This window comes from Rhizobacter sp. P2_H2 (genome assembly GCF_056403375.1).
In genome coordinates, this window is sequence record NZ_JBFUFP010001690.1 from 1 (window position 1) to 722 (window position 722).

The following is a 722-nucleotide window of genomic DNA, read 5'->3' on the forward strand; positions in this document are numbered from 1 at the left end:
CCTCGAAGCCGAGCGCCGCCAGGCGCTTGACCGCACGGCGCAGCGGTGCCGCGCTCGCGACCACGCCGGCCGGAGACAGGATCGTCAGCGAACGGCCTGCCGGCTCATCATCGTGATGGTGATGATGGTGCGAATGGAGGTGTGAAGGATGGTGGGGTTGCGGGCTCAATCTCGAGTACCTCTCCGGTGGGGATGCCGGACGGCTCGTCAGCCGGCTCGGGGGATGGGGATGGCGCGCCGGCGCGGCGCTGGCGGTACAGCTCGCGGCGTTCGGCGAAGAACTCGCGCAGCACGCCGCCGCATTCGTCGGCGAGCACGCCGCCGGCGATCTGCGTGTGGTGGTTCAGCTTCGACTCTCCGAACAGGTCGATCACCGAGCCGGCGGCGCCGGTCTTCGGGTCGCGGGCACCGAACACGACGCGCTTGAAGCGCGCGTGCATCAGCGCCATCGCGCACATCGCGCAGGGCTCGAGCGTCACGTAGAGCTCGCACTCGGGCAGCCGGTAGTTCGCGAGCAGCGTGGCCGCATGGCGCAGCGCGACGATCTCGGCATGCGCGGTCGGGTCGTGCTCGGTGATCGGGCGGTTGTAGCCGGTGGCGATCACCTGGCCGGCGCGCATGATGACGGCGCCCACCGGCACCTCGCCGACCAGCCACGCGTTGCGGGCCTGGTCGAGCGCGATGCGCATCGCGTGTTCGTCGGCGGCCGAAGCCGCCTGGGG

The 722-nt window shown here is 71.2% G+C and carries 1 protein-coding gene; it reads right to left on the reverse strand.

All coding sequences use genetic code 11. The annotated features are described in order from the left end of the window. Positions 1-107: 107 nt before the first annotated feature. Complete coding sequence (gene tadA / locus AC1D15_RS35640) at positions 108-689, reverse strand: tRNA adenosine(34) deaminase TadA (RefSeq protein WP_477829805.1); 582 nt, start codon at positions 687-689, stop codon at positions 108-110. Positions 690-722 lie beyond the last annotated feature (33 nt).